The organism is Rhodococcus sp. NPDC004095, from assembly GCF_053604015.1.
On record NZ_JBSGGS010000015.1, the window covers coordinates 86,022 to 106,662 of the forward strand.

Sequence of the window (20,641 nt, forward strand, 5' to 3'; positions counted from 1 at the left end):
CGTCGCATCGGCCGGGTGGCCGCGACGGGAACTGCACTTTCGGGGGGAAGAACTATCCGGCGGAGACCGAGCGTCCCGCGGACTTGAGGTCGTTGCAGGCCTCGATGACGCGAGCGGTCATGCCGGCCTCGGCCTTCTTCAGGTAGCTGCGCGGGTCGTAGACCTTCTTGTTGCCGACCTCGCCGTCGACCTTCAGGACACCGTCGTAGTTGGTGAAGAAGTGGCCGGCGATCGGGCGGGAGAACGCGTACTGGGTGTCGGTGTCGACGTTCATCTTCACGACGCCGTAGCGCAGCGAGTCCTCGATCTCCGACTTCAGCGAGCCCGAGCCGCCGTGGAAGACGAAGTCGAACGGCTGGGAGCCGGCGGCCAGGCCGAGCTTGGCGGTCGCGGCCTCCTGGCCCTCCTTGAGCACCTCCGGCTTGAGGACGACGTTGCCCGGCTTGTAGACGCCGTGCACGTTGCCGAACGTGGCGGCCAGCAGGTACTTGCCGTTCTCGCCGACGCCGAGCGCGTCGACGGTCTTCTCGAAGTCCTCACGGGAGGTGTAGAGCTTGTCGTTGATCTCGGCCTCGACGCCGTCCTCTTCGCCGCCGACGACGCCGATCTCGACCTCGAGGATGATGTTCGCGGCCTTCGACAGCTTCAGCAGGTCCTGCGCGATCTGCAGGTTCTCGTCGATCGGCACGGCCGAGCCGTCCCACATGTGCGACTGGAACAGCGGGTTCCGGCCGGCGTTGACGCGCTCCTGCGAGATGGCCAGCAGCGGGCGGACGAAGGTGTCCAGCTTGTCCTTGGGGCAGTGGTCGGTGTGCAGCGCGATGGTGACGTCGTACTTGGCGGCGATCACGTGCGCGAACTCGGCGAGTGCGACCGCGCCGGTCACCATGTCCTTGACGCCGAGGCCCGAGCCGAACTCCGCGCCGCCGGTCGAGAACTGGATGATGCCGTCACTGCCGGCGTCCGCGAAGCCCTTGATGGCCGCGTTGATCGTCTCGGACGAGGTGCAGTTGATGGCGGGGAAGGCGAAGGAGTGCTCCTTGGCCCGTCCGAGCATCTCGGCGTAAACCTCGGGAGTTGCGATGGGCACGGCAGCTGACCTCCATGTCGGCGTGTCGGATGGGCGCAGTCGGTCGTGTCGGTGCGCACCTGGTCCTAGCAGTATGGCAACTGCGACCCACGACGTCTCGTGCGAGTCCGCAGATCGGGCACTAAGCCCCCTCTCAGACACCGCCGGTACGCTGATGCGCGTGATTGTGCAGGCAGCCGCTGACCTCGTGACCGATGGCCGGGACTCCGTGACGAACCTGGCACTGCTGCCGGGCTTCCTGGATCCGGTGAACCTTCTGAACTCGTTCGGCACCTGGGTGCTGGTCGGCCTGCTGCTGGTGGTGTTCATCGAGTCCGGCCTGCTGTTCCCGCTGCTGCCGGGTGACTCGTTGCTGTTCACCGCGGGCCTGATCGCCGCGTCGAAGTCCACCGAGGTGGAACCGTTCGCGCCGCTGTGGGTGCTGCTGGTGACGATCCCGATCGCCGCGATCCTCGGCGACCAGGTCGGCTACTGGATCGGCGCGAAGGGCGGCGCCGCCCTGTTCAAGTCGGACGACGCGAAGTTCTTCAAGAAGAGCTACATCGACGAGTCGCACGCGTTCTTCGAGAAGCACGGCCCGATCACCATTCTCCTCGCCCGCTTCGTGCCGATCGTGCGCACCTTCGCTCCGCTGGTGGCGGGCGCGTCGAAGATGAAGTACTCGGTGTTCCTCACCTACAACATCGTCGGCGGCATCGCCTGGGGCGCGGGCGTCACCCTGCTCGGCTACCTGCTCGGCCAGATCGGCTTCATCCGCGACAACGTGGACCTGATCTTCATCGTCATCGTGCTCGTCTCCGTCATCCCGATCGCGGTCGAGGTCGGCAAGCGCTACCTCGCGTCGCGTCGCGCCCCCGCCGCCGACGCCCCGGCGACCACCGTCGCCGACGAACGCACGCCGTAGTCGATGCCGCTGGCCGTCGCCGACCTCGGACCGTTCGACAGTGTCGGGCCGGTCGTGGTGTGGCTGCTCGTCGTGACCTTCGTTTTCCTCGAGTGCGCCTTCATCGTCGGACTGTTCCTGCCCGGTGACTCGATGCTGCTGACGGCCGGGATCGTGCTCGCCGGGCACTCTGCGGGGACGGCGCACGTGTGGTCGCTGTCGGCCGGCGCGGCCGCGGCCGCGATCGCCGGCAATCAGGTCGGCTACGTGATCGGGCACCGCAGCGGACACCACCTGGCGGCCCGCCGTGACGGCAAGTACCTCAACACCACGAACCTGCACAAGGTCAACGCGCTGCTCGATCGGCACGGGTTCTGGTCGGTACTCGTCGCCCGGTGGATCCCGTGGGTGCGGACCCTGTGCCCGCTCGTGGCCGGCGCCGCCCGAATGAATCACCGCGCCTATACCGTCGCGAGCACGCTCGGGGCGCTCGCGTGGGCGCCGGTGCTGTTGCTGCTCGGGTTCTACGCGGGCGAGTTCCTCGAACAGGTGCCGTGGCTGATGCCCGCGGTGCTGGCGGTGCTGGTCACCGCGCTCGTCGTCGGGACGGTCGTCGGGGTGCGGCAGTACCGCCAGGAACTCGAGAAGCCGCCGGAGGACTACGCGGTCGAGTGAGCCCGCCGGGTGTTCGCGAGGATCGCGTCGTGGACGTACCACGCGAATCCGGGTGCGATCCCGTCCCACTGATCGACGACGGCGGGGTCGGCGACGTACTCCCGCGCCACTTCGACGTGACGGTCGGCGGCGCAGTCGTGGAACCAGCGTTCCAGGTGCCGACGATGCTGCTCGGCGGCGTCCATCGCCTGCTCGCCGTCGGCGGGCACGCCGGCCGCCATCGCCTCGGCGAACGCGGCGATGGCACTCTCCGCCTCGGCCTTGATCTCGTGCCAGTCCTCGGCGGTGTACGCCGATGTGGCCCGCCACTCGCCGCCGGTGCCGCGGGCGGCGGCGAACAGATCCGCGAACCGGTCGGTGCCGAAGATCTCGAGTTGTTGTGCCGGTGAGAGTGCAATGCCCAGGCGCCGGGCCTCGATCTCCCGTTCCAGTTCGGTGAGCAGGTGCGCGGTCCGGGCCTGCCGCTGTCGCAGCAGGCGGTGCTGGCGGCGCAGGTGGGTGTCCGGGTCCGGGTAGTCGATCAGCGCGGCGATCGCGTCGAGGGGAAAGTCGAGCGCCCTGTAGTAGAGGATGCGCCGCAACCGGTCCAGGTCGGTGTCGGTGTAGCGGCGGTGGCCCGCCGAGGTGCGCGCGTGCGGAGTCAGCAGCCCGATCTCGTCGTAGTGGTGCAGGGTGCGCACCGACGTCCCGGACAGCTTCGCGACCTGCCCGACCGGGTACTCACCCACGGCGACGGGCTCGCTCGAGTGCCTCGGCGAGCAGGTCCACCGCGAGCTGCCCGCACCGCGGACCCGGGTTCAGGATCGAGATCCACGACTGCGCGGCGTACACCGGATGCGGCAGCAGCCGGTCCGCCTCCCGGTAGTCGTACTCGCGGCGATGGTCGGCGTGCTCCTCCGGTCCGTGGCCGAGCAGGTCCCGGAACCGGTCTCGGCCGACGTGGACGTTGAGCCGGTACACGCCGGGGCGGTCCAGGTCGGACGCGGTGTCGAACCCGGGGTAGTCACCGGTGACGATCGTCGCGAACGGGGACCGGTCGTCGGGGGCTCCGTCGGCCGGTCCGCGATCGGCGTAGACGAACACGTCCCCCCACGCGACCTCCGGTGCGCCGTTCTCCGCTCCCGCGACCAGGATCCGGACCCCGTCCATCGCGGCCGCCCGGGCCACGGCCTCGTCGAGTGTCCAGGTGTTCTGCGATGTGCTCATGCCGGCCACGGTAGAACCTCACGCTGCGTGGGGTGCAAGCGTTTCCCGGGACGGGTCCCGGGCTCCCTCGATAAACTGGCTGCGCAGCAAGGGTTTCCCCGGCAACGGTTCCCGGTCGCCGTCTCCTCGCGACGACGAGACCACGAAGGGACGTCACCGATGTCCGAATTCCCGCCGATCGCGGAGTACGCCTTTCTGTCCGACTGCCGGACCGTCGCACTACTCGCCCCGGACGGAAGCGTCGAGTGGCTGTGCCTGCCCCGCCCCGACTCGGCCAGTGTGTTCGGCTCGCTGCTGGATCGATCCGCGGGGTTCTTCAGGCTGTCGCCGGCGAACATGACTGTGCCGTCGCAGCGCCGGTACCTGCCCGGGACGCTCGTGGTCGAGACGACGTGGTGCACGCCGACGGGGTGCCTGGTGGTCCGCGACGCCCTCGCCATCGGGACGTGGTCCGGTGCGCGCCGGATCCCCGGGCACCGGCGGCCGCCCGGCAACTTCGTCGCCCTCGGCATGATGGTGCGCACCGCGGAGTGCGTGGAGGGCACGGTCGAGACCACGGCGAACTGCCTGCCCCTGTTCGACTACGGTCGCGACGCCGGATCGTGGGCGTACGTCGACGAGGGCTACGGCCACCTGCGGTGCCGTGCCGTGGGCGCCGCGCCCGACCCGACGCTCACGCTGACGAGCAACCTGCGGTTCGCGATCGGCGGCGCCAGGGCGGGCGGGCGCACCGACCTGATGGCGGGAGAGCACGCGTTCGTCGCGCTGTCATGGGGCGACCTGGCACCGCCGCGGACGTTCGAGGAGGCGGAAGAGCGGATCGAGACCACCGGGCGACTCCACCGGGCGTGGTTGCGGCACGCCGCGCTGCCCGATCACCCGTGGCGGCCGCACCTCGAGCGCAGCGTCATGACCCTCAAGGGGCTGACGTACGCGCCGTCCGGCGCGATCATGGCCGCGGCGACCACGTCCCTGCCGGAAGCTCCGGGTGGAGAACGCAACTGGGACTACCGATTCTGCTGGATCCGCGACTCGTCGTTCCTCCTGCGGGCACTGTTCGATCTCGGACACGACTGGGAGGCGGTCGAGTACTTCGAGTTCCTGATGGACGCGATCACCGGCGGCTCGCCCGGCGACGGTTCATCCGGGGCCGCACTGCAGATCATGTACGGCATCGACACCGAACGGGACCTGACCGAACGCACCCTCGACCACCTCGGGGGCTACGACGGAGCCCGCCCCGTCCGCGTCGGCAACGGCGCCTACGCGCAGCGCCAGCACGACATGTGGGGTCTGACGCTCGACTCGATCGCCACCCACGTCCGGCACGCCAGCCGACTCGGTCCGCCCGCCTGGACCCTGGTGACGAGTCTGGTGGAGGGTGCGGTCGCGGCCTGGCGGGAACGCGACCGCGGGATCTGGGAGATGCGGGGCGAGCCACACCACTTCACCGCGTCGAAGGTGATGTGCTGGGTGGCCCTGGACCGGGGCGCCCGGCTCGCCGCCGACCGCGGCGACGCCACCGATGCGGCGCGGTGGCGCGCGATCGCCGACGAGATCCACGCCGACGTGTGCGCGCACGGCGTCGACGACCGCGGCGTGTTCGTCCAGTACTACGGGGCCACCGCGCTGGATGCGTCCGCGCTGCTCGTGCCGCTGATGGGGTTTCTGCCGCCCGAGGACGCGCGGGTCCGGGCGACGGTGACGGCGATCGAACGGGAGCTGACGTCGGACGGGCTCGTGCTGCGTTACCGGGCGGGGACCGACGACGGGTTCACGGACCCGGAGGGAGCCTTCACGATGTGTTCGTTCTGGCTGGTGTCGACGCTGACGATGATCGGCGAGACCGAGCGAGCGCACCGGCTGTGTGCGCGACTGCTGTCCCTGGCCAGCCCGCTCGGGCTGTACGCCGAGGAAATCGACCCGCTCACCGGCGCACAGCTCGGCAACTTCCCCCAGGCGTTCACCCACCTCGCGCTGATCGAGGCCGTGACCCGGCTGATCCGGGCCGAGGCGTGACCGGGTCCGAGCTGCTCAGACCCGGAACCGGCGGGTCGGCCGCGGCTCGAGCGTGCCGGCCGCGACGTACGCGGCCTCCATGAGCATCCACCCGCCCAACTGGACGGACAGGTCCCGCTCGGCGATGTCGGAGGCGTGCACGGTTCCGCCGGAGAAGGTCGCGATCCCGGCGCCGAGGCCGGGCAGCCGCGCCGTTCGGGTCCAGTCGCAGCCGAACAGGGGCTGGCCCTCGATCTGCAGCCGGTTGTCCCACGCGGCTTCCGCGGAGTCGAGGACGATCTGGGCGGCGATGCGCCGTGCCCGCTGGTCGGGCTCGCTGTCGCCGGGCAGCCGCGCGGCGACGTGTGCGAGGTACCGGGCGAGGATGCCGTCGAAGAGGCCGCCGTCGCCGCCCCCACCGCCGGCGATCACCCCGTCCACGGTCAGGTGCTTGTCGATCGCGTCCACGAGATCGTGTACCCGTCGCCGGTGCCGTGGCTCGTCCAGACGCAATGCCAGCTCGGTTTCCATGCCGAGCGCGACCCCCTGGCAGTACGTGTAGACGGCGCGGTCGAGGACGCCGGCGGGCACCGGTCTGCCGGAGGGGAACCGGATCCCGTCGAGGATCAGGCCCGTCGCGGGATCCTTGAGCGTGTCGTCGATCCAGTCGGCCATGGCCTGCGCCCGCAGCAGGCGACCGGTGCGGGCGAGCAGGATCGCGGCGGGACCGTTGGCCGGCGCGTTGTAGAAGTCCGAGCGGGTGCGCCACGGGATGCCGCCCCCGGACTCCGGCGCCCACGCGCTGAACACCTGCGTTTCGAGGTCGCCGATCGCGACCCGGAAGTCGAGATGGTGCAGCCGCTGCGCCCGTTCCAGCGCGATACCGAGCCACGCCATGTCGTCGTAGTACTGGTTCGTCCACCCGGTGATGTTCCGGATCCGGTGGGCACGACCGATTTTCGTGATCCTGCGACGACGGCGCGAGGTCGGGTTCCGGTCGGCGGCGTCGATGACGCAGTCCAGCAGATGGGCCTGCCACCAGTAGTGCCAGGTGAAGAACAACCGCTCCCGGCGAACCGGCGGCCACGCGACCACCGCCAGACTCGTGCCGGGCAGCGCCCACAGTCGCCGGAGATGCCGGGTGACCACCGCCTCCTCGGCGGCGTCCGCCCGCGCCGACCACTCGTGCTGCATGACAACCGATCTTGCCTATTCGAGGGACGATTCGCTACCACGACCGGCCGAGATCGGCGTGTTGCCGAATCCAGGCGTGCATCGCGATCCCCGCGGCCACCCCGGCGTTGATGCTTCGGGTGGAACCGAACTGCGCAATCGAGACAGTCATCGCGGCGGACCGCTTCGCATGGTCACTGACGCCCGGGCCTTCCTGCCCGAACAGCAGGATGCACTCGCGCGGCAGGTTCGCCGTCTCCAGCGGGACCGAACCGGGCACGTTGTCGACGGCCACGACGGCGAGGTCCGAACTGGCGGCGTACTCGAACAGTTCCTCGGCGGTCGGGTGGTGGACGATGTGTTGGTAGCGGTCGGTGACCATGGCGCCGCGCCGATTCCATCGTCGCCGACCGACGATGTGCACGGCGGCCGCGGCGAAGGCGTTGGCGGTGCGGACCACCGTGCCGATGTTGGCGTCGTGCCCGAAGTTCTCGATCGCGACGTGGAACGGGTGCCGCCGGGTGTCGATGTCCGCCATGATCGCGTCCCGGCTCCAGTACCGGTAGGCGTCGACCACGTTTCGCCGGTCCCCCGAGATCAGCAGTTCGGGGTCGTACCGAGGGTCGTCCGGCAGCGGCTCGCCGCGTTCGACCAGCCACGGTCCGACACCGTGCGGGTGCTCGCCCCATTCGGTGGGTCCGGGCTCGTCGCCGTGTTCGGGCCGATTGCCGTCGACGCCGTCGGAACCGCTCGTGCTCATGGGTTCATTGTCCCGCCCGCCTCGCACCCGCCGAAGTCCGGGCACCCGGAGACACGACTGTGGGCGGGTGCCGCGCAGTCGCGACACCCGCCCACAGTCGAGAGGGGGGCGTTACCCGGCCTGGTCTCAGGCGGCGTCGGCGGACAGGCTCGCGACCGAGCCGCCCAGCTCGACGAGGCCGGAGGCGGCGTCACCGAAACCGGTGAGCAGGTTGCCGAAATCGCCGAGAGCGGAGAGCAGGCCGATGATCTGATCGATGTCCATGAGCGTCCTTCGCGTCAGCACGGCTGGGCCGTGGAGGTTTCGCATCACCGGATGGCGACGACGACGCGTTGAACAGTAAGGGCAAGGATAGGCTTACCTCAACACGCTCGAAGGTGAGTTGACCCACACGGTCGGTCAGAAGGTCTCGTTGGAGTTCGACGAGATCCGGAAGCCGTGCCCGGTGTCGTCCTTGCGGCAGGTGATCCCGTCCGCCGCGGACACGCAGGTGAATCCGAACGACGCCACGGTCTGCCCGACCGGCAGCACCGGGTCGGTGCCGCCGGAGGTGTACACGAGCCCGCCGGAGCACAGGAACTCGGCCGGGCCGGTGCCGGTCACCCGGATGCCGCTGCCCCAGTTCACCATGCAGTTCTCCGGTCGCGGCGGGACGGGAGTGGTGGTCCCCTGACAGCCCGCCTCCGTGCGGGTGGCCAATTCGATTATGCCGCACTGAAATCCACCGGCCGGGGCGGTGAAGTAGACCGCCTCGTTGCGCCGGTAGGTGGTGGTCGGCGGCGCGGTGGTGGTGGTCGGCGGCGCGGTGGTGACGGTGGTCGTCGTGGTCGGTACCGCGGTCGTTGTCGGCGCGGCCGTGGCCACCGGCGCGGTGGTCGTGGTCGTCGGCGCTGCCTCGTCGGCATCGGAGGCGCCGCAGGCCGTCACCACCATTGCCGCGGCCGCCGTTCCCAGTACCGCCAGCACTCGACGCGAACCCACCAGCACTCCCCTTCCGTACGGATCGCGAACGACCCTACGGCCTGCCGTCGGTCGGGCGAAACCCACTGTCAGGTGTGCGTGATCCGGCGGTTGAGGGCCCGGCTCGCCCATGCCGGCGCGAACCGGGACGCGAGCAGCATCAGGAGGGCCTGAGCCCCGACGGGATAGTGAACCTTCGGCAACACCCGGGGCCGTCGGCGCACGGCGGACGCGATCTCGTCCGCGACGTCGTCAGCGGTCAGGTGGATGCCGAGCGAGGCCACCGCCCGCGTGTCCATGTCGTCGGTCATCGCGGTGCGCACGAACAGCGGCCAGATCGCGAGCACCCGAATTCCCGATGCCCGCCACTCCAATTCGAGGGCCTCGGTCAACCCGCGGATGGCGAACTTGGTCGCGCTGTACGTGGCGAGTTCGGGTTGCCCGTAGATCGCCGAAGCCGAGCACAGGTTGACCACGACCGCGCCCGGCGTTGCCGCGAGATACTCGTGGGCGGCCGCGCATCCCGCGACCACCCCTCCCACGTTGACGTCGACCATCGCCCGGTGCGCGGCCGGGTCGGTCTCCGCGAACGGGCCCGAGGACAGCACGCCCGCGTTGTTGACGAGGACGTCGAGCCGGCCTCCGGAGTCCGCGGTGAACTCGGCGAGCCGCTGCCGCCACTGCGCGGCATCGGTGACGTCGAGGGTGCCGGTGTGCACCGCACCACCGTGCGCGCGGATCTCGTCGGCGAGCACCGCCAACCCCGGTCGGTCGACGTCGAACGCCCCGACGAGGTACCCGTCGCGGGCGAATCGTCGAGCCGTCGCACGTCCGATACCGGCTGCCGCACCGGTGATGACCACCGCTCGCTTCGTCATGTCGCGAGGGTAGTTCGCGCGCCTACCCTGGAGGTGGAGGATTCGATGTTCCACGAACGGATCGCGCGCGTGGTGCTGGCCGTCACCGCCGGGTATCTCGTGATCCTCGGGTTCTGGCTCGGCTGGCTGCTGCCGCACACCCCGCCGGCGACGATCCCGTTCCAGCTCTGCGGACTGCTCGCCGCATACGGTTCGGCGCTCGGTCTCGGCATGATCTGGGCGGATCGGCCACCGCGCGCCGATCGCCGGATCGAGCGTCGCGGTCTGGAGGGCTGGGCGACCATCGACCGCTCCCGGTTCCTCGCCGTTACGCCGCGCCACGGGCACCTCACCTCTCTGCACCTGCAGCTGACGGTGCCCGGCGAGCAGTCGTACTCGGGAAGCATCGTCTACGAGGTACCCGAGGGCATGGACAAGCGGTTCGCCCCCGGCAAGGTCGTGTCGATCCGCGTCGACCCCCGCGACCGCGATCGCATCGTCCTGTTCCCCTAGGACGTCATCCCCTCGACGAGCAGTGCCTGTGCTGCGGCATAGCTGGCTAGGATGACGCCCTCGGCGGCGCGCCGGCCCGCGGTCCCGCGCACGAAGAGGCGCCGCACCACGATCAGCGCGTCGGATCCGGTGAACAGCAGCCCGCCGAGACCGAGCCGGCTGCGCGGGTCCGCGTTCGGGACCACGTTGCCCGCGACGACTCGCGCGCCCGGAGCCAGCGACGGATCCGCGGACAGCGTCGACGTGGTGCCGAGCACCGCGCCGTACGCGGTCAGCGTCGGCGCGACCCGACGCGCCCGCGCTCGCAGCAACCCGGCGGCGCCGAGCCACCCGAGCAGCCGCGGCACCAGCGCCGGGGCGGTCGGGCGGGCGCCCCGCCGAGCGAGCACGGTCGAGTACCCGACCTGCATGACCGCGAACGAGCGCGCACCGTTCATCAGCCGGGTGTCGTCGTCGGGGTCGATCATGAACACGTCACCGACGGTGGCCGCGGCCAGGGAGCCGAGCAGGACGGCGGTGTCGACGCGGTCGATGTTGCCGCGCCGGCGCAGCACCCGCGCGGCCAGCGCCGGCGCGATCAACGGCTTCGCGACCAGTTGCAGCTTCTCGTTCTCGACGACCGCACCGACGACCGTCGCCGCGGTCGCACCGAGAAACACCGCATGTTCGAGCTTCATCCCCACCTCCGGATCCGGGTACTGCGGTGAGGGTAGCTGCCGGGCGATGGCCATATCCTCGGATCATGACGTTCATCAAGATGTGCGGACTCCGGGACGAGGCCACCGTGGATCTGGCGGTCGGGCTCGGGGTCGACGCCGTCGGGTTCGTCTTCGCCGACAGCCCCCGCAAGGTGACGCCGGAGCAGGCGGCGCAGCTGCGGATCCGGGTTCCCGAGGCGGTTCTCCCGGTCGGGGTGTTCGTCCGGATGGGCCTGGACGAGATCGTCGCCGCCGCCACGGCCGCGGATCTGGACCACGTGCAGGTGCACGACCTGCGCTCGGCCGCGGATGTGTCGGCGCTGCACGACGCCGGGCTGACGGTGATCCGCGCGGTCAACACCGGCGGCGCGGAGGATCTGGCCGACGATCTCGGAGCGGACCTGCTGCTGGTGGACGGCGCCGTCGCGGGTGCCGGGGTGACGTGGGACTGGCAGGACCGCAGTGCCCTGCCGTCCGGCCGGTGGATCCTGGCCGGTGGACTCACCCCGGAGAACGTCGCGCGGGCGGTGACAACGTCCGGGGCCTGGGGGGTCGACGTGTCCAGTGGCATCGAATCGAGCCGTGGCGTCAAGGATCCCGCGCTGATGTCGGCCTTCGCGGCGGCGGTCCGCTCCGGCACCTGACCCATTTCCGACCCTGCTCTGGGTCTCACACACGGTTTACATACATAGTTTACCTATGCAATAATCTTGACTCATGGCGACGACAGGCGACCCGGAGGCAGTCAGCGACACCGAGGCCCACCTGCGCCGAGTGCTCGCGGAACTGGTGACCAACTCGTCCCGCTTCACCCGACTCGCCTCGTCCATGTCCGCCGACACGTGGTCCCGGCCGTGGATGCGCGCGCTGTCCCTCCTCGAGGAGTACGGCGCGCTGCGCGTCAGCGAGGTCGCCCGACTGGACAGTTCCTCGCAGCCGACGGCGACCGCCCTGCTCAAGCAACTCGGCGCGGCGGGACTGGTTCGGCGGCAACGTGATCCCGAGGATTCCCGGGCCGTGATGATCGAGATGACCGATGCCGGACGCGCATGGCTGGCCGAGGCACGCGACAACATCGGCGCCACCCTCGCCGAGCATCTGCCGGGCATCGACGCCGGGCAGATCGAACGACTCTCCCTCAGCCTTCGCGATCTCCGCGAGGTCGTGAAGGAGTCGAGAAAACAGCAATAGCACACGATTTCACACAAAGGAGGTGTCCGTGACCACCACCGCCACGGCCCCCGCATCCGAAGCGGAGGACACCAGCATCCTGCATCAATCGAAGGCGGTGTGGGCGGTCGCCTTCGCCAGCGTCATCGCCTTCATGGGCATCGGTCTGGTCGACCCGATCCTCAAGCCGATCGGCGAGGACCTGCACGCCACACCGTCCCAGGTTTCACTGCTCTTCACCTCGTACATGCTCGTCACCGGCGTCGCCATGCTGGTCACCGGCGCCATCTCCAGTCGCATCGGCTCGAAGAGGACGCTGCTGTCCGGTCTGGCGATCATCGTCGTCTTCGCCGCACTGGCGGGCACCTCGGACACCGTCGGCGGCATCATCGGCTTCCGCGCCGGCTGGGGCCTGGGCAACGCCCTGTTCATCGCCACCTCCCTCGCGACGATCGTCGGCGCCGCGTCCGGCGGTGTCGGGAAGGCGATCATCCTGTACGAGGCGGCACTCGGCGTCGGCATCGCGGTGGGCCCTCTGGTCGGCGGCGTGCTCGGCGACATCAGTTGGCGTGCACCGTTCTTCGGCGTCGCCGCGTTGATGGCGGTGGCGTTCATCCTGATCGTGGCGATGCTCCCGGCGACCCCGGTCCCCAAGTCCGGGCACACCTCGCTCGCGGCGCCGTTCCTCGCACTGCGCCACCGAGGACTGCTGACCGTCGCCATCACCTCACTGCTGTACAACTACGGCTTCTTCACCCTGCTCGCGTACACGCCGTTCCCGCTCGACATGGGTGCGTACCCGATCGGTTTCATCTTCTTCGGATGGGGCCTGGCACTGGCGATCTCGTCCGTCTTCCTGGCGCCGCGACTGCAGCGCCGGTTCGGCACGCTCCCGATGATGATGGTGGCGCTGGGACTGTTCGCCGCCGACCTCGCGGTGATGGCGATGTTCACCGAGACGAAGGCCGTGTTGATCGTGTGCGTCGTCCTCGCCGGCCTGTTCCTCGGCGTGAACAACACGCTGATCACCGAGACCGTGATGATCTCCGCGCCGGTCGAGAGGTCCACCGCCTCCGCGGCCTACAGTTTCGTCCGCTTCGTCGGCGGCGCCGCCGCCCCGTGGGTGGCGGGCAGGCTCGGTGAGCACCACGCGAACCTGCCGTTCTGGGTCGGTGCGGCATGCACGGTGGCCGCGATCCTCGTGTTGTCCACCGGTCGAAAGATCCTCGCGCACGTCGACGACCGCGACCCCGCGCCACACAGCGTCGAGGAGGCGACCGCGGTCGCCGTCGGCGCCGCCGACTGACCGCCTGTGGAGGGGAGGTCCGCGGCCCGGTTTCGCGTGAAACCCGGCCACGGACCTCCCCTTCCGCATTCTTCCCGGTGCACCGCCCGGTTGGGCTTGCGATCGAACGTGTGGCAGCATGAGCCGGCGCCGACGGCGGACCGACTCGTCCACTCGCTCGGCCGGGGGAATCGACAGACGAATACAGGGGGAAATCCATGAACATCCGTCGCTGTGCCGTGCGCGCGTTCGGGGCCACTGCCATCGCCGCCACTGCTTTCACGGGCGCCGGCGCCACCGCGACCGCCGCGCCGACGCCCGCGCCGGTCGTGTACTCGACGCTGGCCGGCCCGACATTGGCGGCGATCGGCCAGAACTCGTTCTGCCACGGGCTGATCGACACGTCGATCGAAACCGACCCCGCCCGCCCGGGTGTCGCAACCGTCGTGTTCACCTCGCGCGGCATGCACGGCCTGACCCCGGACTGGGCGGCCGATCCGTACTGCCGTTTGGATGCCGAAATCGTCTACGGAACCGCCTTCGGCGTCGCCCAGGTCGCATCGGTCCCCCTGCGTTTCGGTGAGAGGCCGGGAGAAACGGTGCGCAGCGAGGTCGTTCCCGGTTCCGGACTCGCCGTGATCTCCGTTCAGGCGACCTTCACCAACGCGAGCTGGACCCAGCTGCGACCCCAATTCGGTGTCACGGTCAAGGGCAACCTGATGATCCCCTGATTCCCCTGTCTCCGGCCGAGACGCCGGAGCCGGCTACCGAACGCGACTCACCAGCGGTTGTGGACGTCCTCTGCCCAGCCGACGACGTCCTCGACGCGCACCCAGGCGCCCGAGTCGTCCCGCACCTTCCCGGACCAGTGGCCGAAGCACTGGTGTGTCTTGGACGCGAAGACCTTGAGGTCGGTGACGGACTCCTTGAGGTGAAACGGGGTGAACGTGAGATCGACTGTCTCCCCGGCGATTCGCCACGGGGCCATCCAGTCGCCCCGGTCGTAGGTCCAGACCAGTTCCTCGCTGATCTTCGACAGGTGTCCGTCGACGAGCAGTGAGTTCTCCACCGATCCGGTGCCGTCGGTCCACTGGCCGCCCACCTGGATGCCGATCACCCGGCCGTCGGTGCGGCCCGATCCGGCACCCCAGTTCCAGCGCACCGAATACGGCCAGCGGCCCCGACCGTGGTCGAGGGTCGCCCAGGACTCGCCCTCGGGCACATCGTGGGCGACACCGTCGACGCGAATGCTTCCCGTCGCGGGCCGGGCGACGTCCTTGACGGTGTACTGGAAGAGCCGCTCGGTCCAGGGGACGACCACGCCGAGGCATTCGTGTCCGTCGGGCCGGTGGGCGATCACGTCGATCTCCACCCGCTCGCCTCGGGCCCGCAGCCGGGTCCCGCCGTCGACCTCGTCGATGTCGATCCGCACCTTCTTGGTGCGGGAGCGGGCCGGGCCGGCGCCGAGGGTCCCGGGCAGGGTGGCGCTGCGTCCGCCCACGCCGATCGCGTCGTAGGAGATCGCCTGTCCGGTGGTCCGATCGAGCAGCCAGATGCCGTGCACGGCCGCGTAGTCGATGTCGGAGAGCACGAGCGCGACGACGTGGGTCGGCGTGGTCACCGCCCAGTACTCCCACCGTTTGTTGCGACCCTTCCCCACGCGGCCGCGGCCGATCCCGTCCGTGGTGATCAGGGGTGTCCGCGTCCACCCGACCGCGTCGGGGTTCAGGCGCCCGTCGGGCAGGGTCAGCGGGACCGGCTCGGTGATCTCGCGTTCGGACACGGCGAGCGGGAGCGCCGGCCCGCCGGACGCGTGGTCGTGCCGCTGGCGCAGACGCCGGTTCGAGGCGCGGACCGCCTCCGCGTCGACCTTCAGCACCCGGCGGTCGTAGGTCATCAGACCGTTGGTCTCGTCCTCCACGTCGGCGAGCTGGGTGTAGACGAAGGCCGTCAGGCCCTCTTCGACGGCACGCCCGACCTGCGCGTGCTGCAGCCGGAGGAACGCGCGCTCGAAGGCCCCGCGGTCGGCGTACTTGCGGTAGCCGAACTCCTTGTCGTTCCACACGTGTCCCGGCACCCGGTGGGAGTAGCCGCCGTACTCCGACAGCACGGCGGCGCGCTCGTCCTCGGCGTCGGCGCGCGAGAGCCGGTAGGGCCGGAAGTAGACGTGCCGGCTGGCCATGTCGCCGCCGCGCTGGTCGTGCCAGCCGCTGACGTGGTCGACGGGCCGGGTCGCGTCGAGCGCCTTGACCCGCTCGGTGGTGGCGTTGGCGTCGAACTGCCCCCAGCCCTCGTTGAACGGCACCCATGCCGCGATGCTGGGAACCGAGCGCAGCAGTGTAACCGTCGCGTCGACTTCCTCGAGGAACTCGGCCCGGCCCGCGGCGTCCTGCCGTCCGAACAGCGCGTACCGCGAGTCGTCCAGTTTCACCGGCAGGAGCACGGGCGCGGTCACGACGGCGGTCCGGTAGCTGCGGCCGCCGTTGACCATGTCCTGCCAGACGAGCATTCCGAGCCGGTCGCAGTGGTGGTACCAGCGCATCGGCTCGATCTTGATGTGCTTGCGCAGCATCGTGAAACCGAGTTCCTTGGCCGTCCGGATGTCGTGCACGAACGCTTCGTCCGACGGCGCGGTGTACAGGCCGTCGGGCCAGTAGCCCTGATCGAGCAGGCCCGCGTGCAGGTAGGGCGCACCGTTGAGCAGCAGCCGCGTGCGACCGGACGCGTCGGGCCCGAGCCCGAACGAACGCATCCCGACATAGCTCGAGACGCGGTCGGCGGCGAGCGTCACCTCCACGTCGTACAGGAAGGGGTCGTCCGGCGACCACCGGCGCACGTCCTCCCCGAGCCGCAGCCGGGTCCGGGCACCGACCGCGACGGTCTCGCGGACCACCTCGCGCCCGCCGGCGCCGACCGCGACCTCGGCCACGGATGCGCCTGTCCCGCCGGCCACCACGCAGACCTCGACCTCACCGGTCTCCAGGTGCGGGACGAGTTCGAGCCGGTCGATCCACCGCTCCGGGACCGACTCGAGCCAGACGGTCTGCCAGATCCCCGACTGCGGCGTGTACCAGATGCCCCCACGATCGAGCTTCTGCTTTCCCCGGCTGCGCCAGGACGTGTCGGTGACGTCGCGGACCCTGACGACCAGCTCGTGGGTGTCGCCGCTGTCGAGGGCGTCGGTGATGTCGAGCGCGAAGGGCAGGTAGCCGCCCTGGTGCCCGCCGACCGACGTGCCGTCGACCCAGATCTCGCAGTCCTGGTCGACCGCGCCGAAGTGCAGCAGCACCCGGTCGCGGACGAAACCGTCGGGCAGGATGACGGTGCGGCGGTACCAGAGCGCCTCGTCCGGCTGCAGGGTGCGGTTCACGCCGGACAGCGGCGCCTCGGGTGAGAACGGCACCACGATCTCGCCGTCCCACCGGCCGGGCGGCGCGGTGACCCCGACCGAAGTGAAGGCGTGCTCCCACCGGCCGTTGAGGTTGAGGTACGAGTCGCGCACCAGCTGCGGGCGCGGGTACTCGGGCAGGACGTTGTCGGGGTCGAGGGCGTCGCCCCACACGGTCTTCACGAGGTGGCCTCCAGTGACTTCGGCTCGGGGGTCGGGTCCGTACCCATCGTCCGCAGCAGCAGGACGGGGATGACGATCAGCGCCACCACGACGGCAGCGGCCGGGAAGATCCACGGGGTCGGCACCTGCTTCACGACGCCGAGGTCGACGTAGGTCTCGTCGGCGCCGGCGATCACGGCGGCGCCGAGGAACGGGCCGATCACCATCGGGATGAGGACGGCGAAGATCATCCGCAGACCCTGCACCTGCCCGGCCCGGTCGGGCGGCGTGAGGTTGCGGACGGTCGCCGAGATGGCGGCCACCCCGAGCATGAACCCCGACATCATCACGATCCCCACCACGATGACGGTGAGCATGCCGCGCGCGGGAAACATCAGGAGGAGCCCGACGGCGTACATCACCGCCACCGGCAGGATCGCCCGCGAGGGACCGACCCTGTCGAGCACCCGCCCGCCGACGACGCTGATCACGGCCGCGCCGAGCAGGACCGAGGCGAGCACGATCGCGTACCCGTCGATGTCGAGGTACCGCTGGACGTAGATGATCAGGTACGGCAGGAACACCTGGGTGCTGGTGCCGAGGACGGCCCAGGCGAGCAGGGCCACGTACAGGCGCGGGTTGTCGCGCACGGTGCTCGGCCGCAGTCCGTGCACGACCGAGGACAGGTAGCTGCCACCGGGTTTCGGGTGCCGCGGCTCGCGCAGTCCGAACCACGCGATGACGCCGACGAGGGCGGTGACGCCGCCGATGATCGCGAAGAACAGGCTCCACTGGCCGTCCTGGGTCATCGGGTCGAGCGCCCCGAAGACCACCAGCATCGCGAGCAGCGGCATCGTGGCGAGGACGCCGTCGACCTTGCCCCGGTTGCCGGGGTGGGTGGAGTCGGTGACCCACGCGTTGAAGGCGGCGTCGTTCGCGGTCGACCCGAGGACGCTCATCACGCAGTCGAGCAGCACGATGGCGACGACCGCGACAACGACGGCGTCGAGCATCGGCAGCATCGACGCGGCGGAGTCGACACTGACCAGTCCGAATCCCGCGGTGCAGGCGCCCCACAGCACATAGCCGGCCGCGATGAACTCGCGGCGCCGGCCGGTGCGGTCCGACGCGGCTCCGGCGAGCAACGTCGCGATCGTCGCGGCGACGGCACTGGTCGCGACGAGGGTCGCCAGCGCCGTCGGCGAGTCGGTGATCGTGTCGTAGACGAACACGTTGAGGTACATGTTCTCGACCGTCCAGGCCAGCTGGCCGGTCAGGCCGAGGAGGACCACCCAGGTCCAGAGGCGGCGGTCCGCCGGGCGTTCGTGCATCACGCGACAATAGGTGGCGCGTGCCACGGCGGTGGCCCGAACTCCCACTTCCCGGAATCAGCCGATGCGACGGGCGGGACCACCGCCGGCGTCGACACGCAGGAAGGCGGGGTCGCCGAGCCCGCGCGAGCGGGCTTCCGAAAGCACCTCTGCGGCAACCCGGTCCACCTCGGGCGCCTCGACCAGGGCGATCGCGGAGCCGCCGAAGCCACCACCGGTCATCCGGGCGCCGTGTGCTCCCGCGGCCAGCGCGGCGTCGACGGCACTGTCCAGTTCCGGGCAGCTCACCTCGAAGTCGTCGCGCAGCGACCGGTGCGAGGCCGTCAACAGCGGACCGATCTCGCGGAGCCGTCCGGATTCCAGGAGCGGCAGCACTTCTCGCACCCGGCCGATCTCGGTGACGACGTGCCGGGCCCGGCGCACCAGCTCCTGGTCGCCGCGGCCGCCGATCTCGAGACCCTCGTCGGCGGCCACCCGCAGGGACGGAACGCGCAGCGACGCCGCCGCCGCCTCGACCGACTTCCGGCGCTGCGCGTACTGCCCGTCCACCAGTTGGTGCGGGGCGCGGGTGTCGATCACCAGCAGCGCGAGCCCGGAGCCGGCGAGGTCGAACGGAATCGGCGCCGCCGTGCCGTCGGCCGAGTCGACGAGCAGTGCGTGACCGGCCGTGGCGCGCAGGGAGATCGCCTGGTCCATCCCACCGGTCGGGGCGAGCGCGATCTCGTTTTCCGCGGCCACGCAGCAGGACGCCAGCCGGGCCCGGCCGAGATCGTCGGTGGGCAGGCCTGCGAGGTCCGCGACCGCGATCGCCAGAGCGCACTCGAGCGCCGCGGAACTCGACAGCCCGGCCCCGATCGGGACCGACGACTCGACGGCCACGTCGACCCCGAACTCGCCGCCGATCAGCCCGTCGCGGCGCATGGCCCACACCACCCCGGCGAGGTAGGCCGCCCAGCCGGACGGTACGCCGGGCGCCACGTCCGCGACCGCGCCGTCCCACGGATCCAGCCCCGACCGCAACCGCAGCCTGCCGTCACCGCGACCGCGGACGGCGACGGCGGTGCGGTGCGGCAACGCGATCGGAAGCGACAGCCCGTCCGCGTAGTCGACGTGCTCGCCGATCAGGTTCACCCGTCCGGGCGCCGTCCACACCCCGTCCGGCAGGCCGCCGAACTCGGCATCGAACCGTGCGGTGACCGCCGCCGCCAGCTCGGCGTCGGAAGCCGGTGTCAGCCAGTCGATCACGATTCCCCCGCTTCCCGTGCGCCGGCTCCGGACGCGGCCGCCCCGGGCGCGATCGCGCGGAACCGGGCGGCGACCGCCTCGGGCGTGGCGTCGGAGATCCACGCCCCCATCCCGGATTCGGAGCCGGCAAGGAACTTCATCCGGTGCGGCCCGCGCATCAGAGAGAACACCTGCAGGTGCAGCCGTCCCAGCTCCCTGCCCTCCCCCACCGGGGCCTGGTGCCAGCCCGCGATGTAGGGCAGCTTGTCGACCCCCTCGAAGAACCGGTCCAGCCGGGCCAGGATGTCGCGGTACACCACGGCGAGTTCGTCGAGTTCGTCCTCGGTCAGTTCGGTGAGGTCGGCGACGTCGCGGTGCGGGGCCAGGTGCAGTTCCACCGGCCATCGGGCGGCTGCCGGGACGTACGCGCTCCAGTGGCGCGCCTCGATCACCATCCGGGTGCCGGCCTTGCGTTCGGCGTCGAGGACGTCGCGCAGCAGCACCCGGCCGGTGCGCGCGTGATGGGCGCGCGACTGTCGCAGCAGTGCCTCGGTCCGCGCGGGTAGCTCGGGGTAGGCGTAGATCTGGCCGTGCGGATGGCCGAGGGTCACCCCGATCTCCTCGCCGCGGTTCTCGAAGCAGTACACCTGCGCGATGCCCGGCAGCGCGGAGAGTGCGCGGGTCCGGTCCACCTGTGCCGCGAGCACGGTGCGCACCCGGGACAGGGGCAGGTCCGCGAAGCCGAGGTCGTGGCGGCTGGTGAAGCACACCACCTCGCACCGGCCCGCCGCGCGGCGTTGCGGCCACAGGTCCATCCCGTCGACGTGGTCGGTCACCGGCTCGGCGGTACGCGCGAACGACGGGAAGCGGTTCTCGAACACCGCGACGTCGTAGTCGTCGGCGGGGATCTCGGTCGCCGGCCCGCCGGGCCGGGTCGGGCACAGCGGGCACTCGGCGACGGAGGGTAGGAAGGTGCGGCTGTTGCGGTGCGAGGCGAGCGTCACCCACTCGCCGGTGAGCACGTCGTAGCGCATCGTGGACGTCGCCGCGACCGGGGCGAGGTCGCGTCCGTCACGCAGTTCGCGGGTGGCGACACCACCGGCATACGGCTCGGTGTCGTCGAAGTAGATCAGCTCGCGCCCGTCGGCGAGGGTGGTCGTGGTCTTCCGGATCGGCACCGGCCCACGATAGGCGCCTCCGGCGCTCGTGCGTGGTTTGCGGGCCGGCCGGGCCCCCCACACCCCACCCGAACCCGGGCGGGGGACAGC

The 20,641-nt window shown here is 70.5% G+C and carries 21 protein-coding genes; 8 read left to right on the plus strand and 13 right to left on the minus strand.

The genetic code is table 11. The features are described 5' to 3' along the window. Window positions 1-52 precede the first annotated feature (52 nt). On the minus strand, window positions 53-1,090 hold the full coding sequence (fbaA, locus tag ACWEPG_RS24170) for a class II fructose-bisphosphate aldolase (protein ID WP_450114647.1): 1,038 nt from the start codon (window positions 1,088-1,090) through the stop codon (window positions 53-55). Window positions 1,091-1,244: 154 nt separating this feature from the next. Here fbaA and ACWEPG_RS24175 point away from each other — a divergent pair, with 154 nt between their 5' ends. Together ACWEPG_RS24175 and ACWEPG_RS24180 are read left to right on the plus strand one after the other, a co-directional pair. After that, on the plus strand, window positions 1,245-1,994 hold the full coding sequence (locus tag ACWEPG_RS24175) for a VTT domain-containing protein (RefSeq protein WP_450114646.1): 750 nt from the start codon (window positions 1,245-1,247) through the stop codon (window positions 1,992-1,994). Window positions 1,995-1,997: 3 nt separating this feature from the next. Further along, window positions 1,998-2,648, plus strand: a complete 651-nt coding sequence (locus ACWEPG_RS24180; protein ID WP_450114645.1) for a DedA family protein — start codon at window positions 1,998-2,000, stop codon at window positions 2,646-2,648. On the opposite strand, the gene ACWEPG_RS24185 is transcribed toward ACWEPG_RS24180, so the two are convergent. Both ACWEPG_RS24185 and ACWEPG_RS24190 read right to left on the minus strand, forming a co-directional pair. Further along, complete coding sequence (locus ACWEPG_RS24185) at window positions 2,633-3,376, minus strand: MerR family transcriptional regulator (RefSeq protein WP_452595516.1); 744 nt, start codon at window positions 3,374-3,376, stop codon at window positions 2,633-2,635. The genes ACWEPG_RS24180 and ACWEPG_RS24185 overlap by 16 nt on opposite strands. Next, window positions 3,369-3,854: a DUF6194 family protein gene (locus ACWEPG_RS24190; protein ID WP_450114643.1), complete on the minus strand. Its 486-nt coding sequence runs from the start codon at window positions 3,852-3,854 to the stop codon at window positions 3,369-3,371. The genes ACWEPG_RS24185 and ACWEPG_RS24190 overlap by 8 nt, the downstream gene beginning before the upstream one ends. Before the next feature lie 159 nt (window positions 3,855-4,013). Between ACWEPG_RS24190 and ACWEPG_RS24195 the strand changes: the two genes are divergently transcribed. Then, on the plus strand, window positions 4,014-5,873 hold the full coding sequence (locus ACWEPG_RS24195; RefSeq protein WP_452595517.1) for a glycoside hydrolase family 15 protein: 1,860 nt from the start codon (window positions 4,014-4,016) through the stop codon (window positions 5,871-5,873). A gap of 15 nt (window positions 5,874-5,888) precedes the next feature. Here the strand turns inward: ACWEPG_RS24195 and ACWEPG_RS24200 are convergent, their stop codons facing one another. From ACWEPG_RS24200 to ACWEPG_RS24220, 5 genes are all read right to left on the minus strand, one after another. Beyond that, complete coding sequence (locus ACWEPG_RS24200; protein WP_450114641.1) at window positions 5,889-7,046, minus strand: glycoside hydrolase family 76 protein; 1,158 nt, start codon at window positions 7,044-7,046, stop codon at window positions 5,889-5,891. Window positions 7,047-7,080: 34 nt separating this feature from the next. Further along, on the minus strand, window positions 7,081-7,785 hold the full coding sequence (locus ACWEPG_RS24205; RefSeq protein WP_450114640.1) for a TrmH family RNA methyltransferase: 705 nt from the start codon (window positions 7,783-7,785) through the stop codon (window positions 7,081-7,083). A gap of 126 nt (window positions 7,786-7,911) precedes the next feature. Continuing rightward, the gene (locus tag ACWEPG_RS24210; RefSeq protein WP_450114639.1) at window positions 7,912-8,049 is read right to left on the minus strand and encodes a hypothetical protein; all 138 of its coding nucleotides are present in this window, start codon (window positions 8,047-8,049) and stop codon (window positions 7,912-7,914) included. 135 nt (window positions 8,050-8,184) lie between these two features. After that, a complete protein-coding gene (locus ACWEPG_RS24215; RefSeq protein ID WP_452595518.1) occupies window positions 8,185-8,766 on the minus strand; it encodes a DUF6636 domain-containing protein in 582 nt (193 codons plus the stop codon). A gap of 68 nt (window positions 8,767-8,834) precedes the next feature. Next, on the minus strand, window positions 8,835-9,623 hold the full coding sequence (locus ACWEPG_RS24220) for an SDR family oxidoreductase (RefSeq protein WP_450114637.1): 789 nt from the start codon (window positions 9,621-9,623) through the stop codon (window positions 8,835-8,837). A gap of 45 nt (window positions 9,624-9,668) precedes the next feature. Between ACWEPG_RS24220 and ACWEPG_RS24225 the strand changes: the two genes are divergently transcribed. After that, window positions 9,669-10,115 (plus strand): hypothetical protein, encoded by a 447-nt coding sequence (locus ACWEPG_RS24225; protein ID WP_450114636.1) that lies wholly within the window; start codon window positions 9,669-9,671, stop codon window positions 10,113-10,115. On the opposite strand, the gene ACWEPG_RS24230 is transcribed toward ACWEPG_RS24225, so the two are convergent. Next, entirely contained in the window at window positions 10,112-10,792 is a 681-nt protein-coding gene (locus ACWEPG_RS24230; RefSeq protein ID WP_450114727.1) for a lysoplasmalogenase, read from the minus strand. The genes ACWEPG_RS24225 and ACWEPG_RS24230 overlap by 4 nt on opposite strands. A gap of 65 nt (window positions 10,793-10,857) precedes the next feature. On the opposite strand from ACWEPG_RS24230, the gene ACWEPG_RS24235 reads away from it, so the two are divergent. From ACWEPG_RS24235 to ACWEPG_RS24250, 4 genes are all read left to right on the plus strand, one after another. Continuing rightward, on the plus strand, window positions 10,858-11,457 hold the full coding sequence (locus ACWEPG_RS24235) for a phosphoribosylanthranilate isomerase (RefSeq protein ID WP_450114635.1): 600 nt from the start codon (window positions 10,858-10,860) through the stop codon (window positions 11,455-11,457). Window positions 11,458-11,530: 73 nt separating this feature from the next. After that, the gene (locus tag ACWEPG_RS24240) at window positions 11,531-12,004 is read left to right on the plus strand and encodes a MarR family winged helix-turn-helix transcriptional regulator (protein ID WP_450114634.1); all 474 of its coding nucleotides are present in this window, start codon (window positions 11,531-11,533) and stop codon (window positions 12,002-12,004) included. A 28-nt stretch (window positions 12,005-12,032) separates the two neighbouring features. Next, window positions 12,033-13,289 (plus strand): MFS transporter, encoded by a 1,257-nt coding sequence (locus ACWEPG_RS24245; protein WP_450114633.1) that lies wholly within the window; start codon window positions 12,033-12,035, stop codon window positions 13,287-13,289. 197 nt (window positions 13,290-13,486) lie between these two features. Continuing rightward, window positions 13,487-13,999, plus strand: coding sequence for a hypothetical protein (locus ACWEPG_RS24250; protein ID WP_450114632.1), 513 nt, complete (start codon window positions 13,487-13,489; stop codon window positions 13,997-13,999). A gap of 47 nt (window positions 14,000-14,046) precedes the next feature. On the opposite strand, the gene ACWEPG_RS24255 is transcribed toward ACWEPG_RS24250, so the two are convergent. Genes ACWEPG_RS24255 through galT form a run of 4 tightly spaced genes read right to left on the minus strand, consistent with a single transcriptional unit; the run spans window position 14,047 to window position 20,545 of the window. After that, window positions 14,047-16,839 carry a DUF2804 family protein gene (locus tag ACWEPG_RS24255; RefSeq protein WP_450114631.1) on the minus strand — a complete coding sequence of 931 codons (2,793 nt, stop codon included), beginning with the start codon at window positions 16,837-16,839 and terminating at the stop codon, window positions 14,047-14,049. After that, entirely contained in the window at window positions 16,836-18,149 is a 1,314-nt protein-coding gene (locus ACWEPG_RS24260; protein ID WP_450114630.1) for an MFS transporter, read from the minus strand. Before ACWEPG_RS24260 ends, ACWEPG_RS24255 begins: the two co-directional genes overlap by 4 nt. 57 nt (window positions 18,150-18,206) lie before the next feature. Further along, window positions 18,207-19,394 carry a galactokinase gene (galK, locus tag ACWEPG_RS24265; protein WP_452595519.1) on the minus strand — a complete coding sequence of 396 codons (1,188 nt, stop codon included), beginning with the start codon at window positions 19,392-19,394 and terminating at the stop codon, window positions 18,207-18,209. Continuing rightward, window positions 19,391-20,545, minus strand: coding sequence for a galactose-1-phosphate uridylyltransferase (gene galT / locus ACWEPG_RS24270; RefSeq protein ID WP_452595520.1), 1,155 nt, complete (start codon window positions 20,543-20,545; stop codon window positions 19,391-19,393). Before galT ends, galK begins: the two co-directional genes overlap by 4 nt. Window positions 20,546-20,641: the final 96 nt, after the last annotated feature.